The 3,910-nt window shown below is 63.8% G+C and carries 2 rRNA genes; both read left to right on the plus strand.

What is annotated here, in order from left to right:
* The first annotated feature begins 497 nt into the window (after positions 1-497).
* Positions 498-3,472, plus strand: a 23S ribosomal RNA gene (locus tag HMPREF9452_RS11075).
* A 158-nt stretch (positions 3,473-3,630) separates the two neighbouring features.
* Positions 3,631-3,746: ribosomal RNA gene (gene rrf, locus HMPREF9452_RS11080) — 5S ribosomal RNA — on the plus strand.
* Positions 3,747-3,910 lie beyond the last annotated feature (164 nt).

A 3,910-nucleotide genomic window follows, 5' to 3' on the forward strand; every position in this document is an offset into this window, starting at 1 on the left:
TTGTACACACCGCCCGTCACACCACCCGAGTCGTCTGCACCCGAAGCCGCCGGCCCAACCTTCCGAGGGGGGAGGCGTCGAAGGTGTGGAGGGTGAGGGGGGTGAAGTCGTAACAAGGTAGCCGTACGGGAACGTGCGGCTGGATCACCTCCTTTCTAGGGAGAAGCATCTTCCAGGAAGAATACCCAACTCGAATAGGCGGCGCGGATGATGGAAAAACCCGTCCGGCCTGTCCTCCCGGCGAGCAGCCCGCAGCGTCCGGTCCCCGGGGCACGCACCCGCGTACCTTGAGAGCCGCATAGCGAGCATGGATCTAGATTCAACATCTGATCTGATCGATTCTCAATGAGAGCGAAGATTAATCTTCGATATCTGCAAGTGAATATAAGTGAGAAGCATCTGACCGCCAGGGGCCGCGAGGCCCCGGCGGTATGCGACACCCATGCATCAGTGCAATATTTGCGACTGAAGTTTACAGCGCCCGCGCCTGAGATGCGCGGGAAGATATGTAGGGCGCACGGCGGATGCCTTGGCACAGGAAGCCGATGAAGGACGCGGCAAGCTGCGATAATCCGCGGTTAGGGGCACACACCCTTCGACCCGCGGGTCTCCGAATGGGCGAACCCGCCAGGAGATGTCCTGGCATCCCCCTTGGGAACTCATACCTTGGGGGAGGACAACCCGGGGAACTGAAACATCTAAGTACCCGGAGGAGAAGAAATCAACTGCGAGATTCCCCGAGTAGCGGCGAGCGAAAGGGGACCGATGGCCAAACCGGCGAGCGGGCGGGCGCCAGCCTATACCGCCGCCGGGGTTGCAGGGCCTCCCGCCCGGGAGCTGGCGCTCCCGGCGGGGATCCATCCAGGGGAGCCGAACGGCATGGGAGGGCCGGCGGCACAGGGTTACAGCCCCGTAGGCGCACCCTGGGATGGACCCCGGCGGAGGTCCCTGAGTAGGGCCGGGCACGTGAAACCCGGTCCGAAGCAGGGGGGACCACCCTCCAAGCCTGAATACTCTCCTGTGACCGATAGCGCACAAGTACCGTGAGGGAAAGGTGAAAAGCACCCCGGGAGGGGAGTGAAACAGTACCTGAAACCGTGCGCCCGCAAGGCGTCGGAGCACCCTTTTAGAGGTGTGACGGCGTGCCTTTTGTAGAATGAGCCAGCGAGTTGCTGGCCGTCGGCGAGGTTAAGCTGGAAAGCGAGCCGGAGCGAAAGCGAGTCCGAAACGGGCGACCATAGTCGGCGGCCGCAGACGCGAAGCCGGGTGAGCTACCCGTGGGCAGGCTGAAGCGGGGGTAAGACCCCGTGGAGGGCCGAACGCACGTCGGTTGAAAACGGCGGCGATGACCTGCGGGTAGGGGTGAAAGGCCTATCAAACCCGGAGATATCTCGTTCTCCCCGAAATAGCTTTAGGGCTAGCGTCGCGCGTTAACCCCGGGAGGTAGAGCACCGGATCGATGAGGGGGCTTCGCCGCCTACCGATTCGAACCGAACTCCGAATGCCCGAGGGTCTAGAGCGCGGCAGTCAGAACATGTGGGCTAAGCTGTGTGTTCGAGAGGGAAACAGCCCAGACCGCCCGCTAAGGTCCCAAATTCAGAGCCGAGTGGCAAAGGATGTGCGTCCGCGCAGACAACCAGGAGGTTGGCTTAGAAGCAGCCACCCCTTCAAAGAGTGCGTAACAGCTCACTGGTCGAGTGGACATGCGCCGACAATACACGGGGCTAAGCTCTGAACCGAAGCGGCGGGATGATTCAAATCATCGGTAGGGGAGCGTCCCAGCGGGGGCGAAGCGGGAGGGGAACCGACCGTGGACCTTCTGGGAGCGAGAATGCTGGCATGAGTAGCGAGAGACGAGAGGGTAACTCGTCCGCCGTAAACCCGAGGTTTCCTGGGCAAGGCTAATCCTCCCAGGGTCAGTCGGGGGCTAAGGCGAGGCCGGAAGGCGTAGTCGAAGCGCAGCAGGCAGACATTCCTGCACCGCGATGGAACCGTCACGACCGACGGGGCGACGGATTGGGGTGGCTCGGCGGGGTTCTGGACGTCCCCGTGATGGAGCGCGGCCCGGAGACCAGGCAAATCCGGTCTCCAGGAGGGCGAGGCTCCGGACGAAGCGATCGAGCGAAGCGAGTGAGCCCGAGGTCCCTAGAAAAACCCCTAGGCAGGCGCCATCGCGCCCGTACCGCAAACCGACACAGGTGGGTGGGTAGAACATACCGAGGCGATCGGGTCAACCATGGTTAAGGAACTCGGCACAATGGCCCCGTAACTTCGGGAGAAGGGGTGCCCCCGCGTACGTGAACCGGCTCGCCCGGGGAGCGGAGGGGGGCCGCAGTGAAGAGGCCCAAGCGACTGTTTACCAAAAACACAGGACTCTGCATAAGCCGCGAGGCGACGTATAGGGTCTGACGCCTGCCCGGTGCCGGAAGGTCACGCGGAGGTGTTAGCGCGAGCGAAGCACCGAAGCCAAGCCCCGGTAAACGGCGGCCGTAACTATAACGGTCCTAAGGTAGCGAAATTCCTTGTCGGGTAAGTTCCGACCTGCACGAAAGGCGCAACGACTTGGGCGCTGTCTCAACCATGGACCCGGTGAAATTCCACTAGTCGTGAAGATGCGACTTACCCGCGGAAGGACGGAAAGACCCCGTGAACCTTCACTGCAGCTTGGCATTGGCCGCTGGTCCGGCGCGTAGAGGATAGGCGGGAGGCATCGATGCGGGGGCGCCAGCCCCCGCGGAGCCGCCCTTGGAATACCGCCCTCGCCGCACCGGCGTCCTAACCCCGTCCCGTGGAGCCGGGCGGGGGACCGTGCCAGGTGGGCAGTTTGACTGGGGCGGTCGCCTCCTAAAAGGTAACGGAGGCGCGCGAAGGTCCGCTCGGGACGGTCGGCAACCGTCCTTTTGAGTGCAAGAGCGTAAGCGGGCTTGACTGCGAGGCCCACGAGCCGAGCAGGTGCGAAAGCAGGCTCTAGTGATCCGGCGGCCCCACGTGGGAGGGCCGTCGCTCAACGGATAAAAGGTACTCCGGGGATAACAGGCTGATCTTGCCCAAGAGTCCACATCGACGGCAAGGTTTGGCACCTCGATGTCGGCTCATCGCATCCTGGGGCTGGAGCAGGTCCCAAGGGTACGGCTGTTCGCCGTTTAAAGCGGTACGCGAGCTGGGTTCAGAACGTCGTGAGACAGTTCGGTCCCTATCCTCCGCGGGCGCAGGAGAATCGAGGGAGGCTGCCCCTAGTACGAGAGGACCGGGGTGGACGGACCTCCGGTGAACCGGTTGTCGACCAACGGCATGGCCGGGTAGCCGCGTCCGGCGCGGATAACCGCTGAAGGCATCTAAGCGGGAAGCCGTTCCCGAGATCAGTTCTCCTTCTGGTAAGGGCCCAGGTAGAACACCTGGTCGATAGGCCGCAGGTGCAAGGTCGGCGACGGCCTCAGCCGAGCGGCACTAATCGCCCGAGCTCTTACCCGCATCATCTCGACGTGGGCGCCCATGGGTGCCGCGCGATGCTTCCGGTCGGTTCGGATGCCGGGTCCCAAGGTCCATCTCCTCGCTGTGCGGCCCCCAGGGCACGAGGGTCCCCCCCGGGACGAGTACACCACCTCGCGGTGGGCGGAGCGCCGCCCACCGGTCAGCGGCCATGGCGGGCGGGGCACGCCCGGACCCATTCCGAACCCGGAAGCTAAGCCGCCGAGCGCCGATGGTACTGCGGGGGAAGCCCGTGGGAGAGCAGGGCGCCGCTGACCGGTGGACGGCACTTCAATATAGGTGCAGAGCGGGGCCCTCCGGGGCCCCGCTTCTTTTTTTGCAATCTAACAGTCACCCAGATAGGTGATAGATAGCGCGGCCCTGCGGGCCGCGCTATCCTTATGCGTGCCAAACAGAGAATGCGCCCGAGCGCCCACCCGGA

The sequence above is a fragment of the Collinsella tanakaei YIT 12063 genome (assembly GCF_000225705.1).
GTDB classification, from domain to species: domain Bacteria; phylum Actinomycetota; class Coriobacteriia; order Coriobacteriales; family Coriobacteriaceae; genus Collinsella; species Collinsella tanakaei.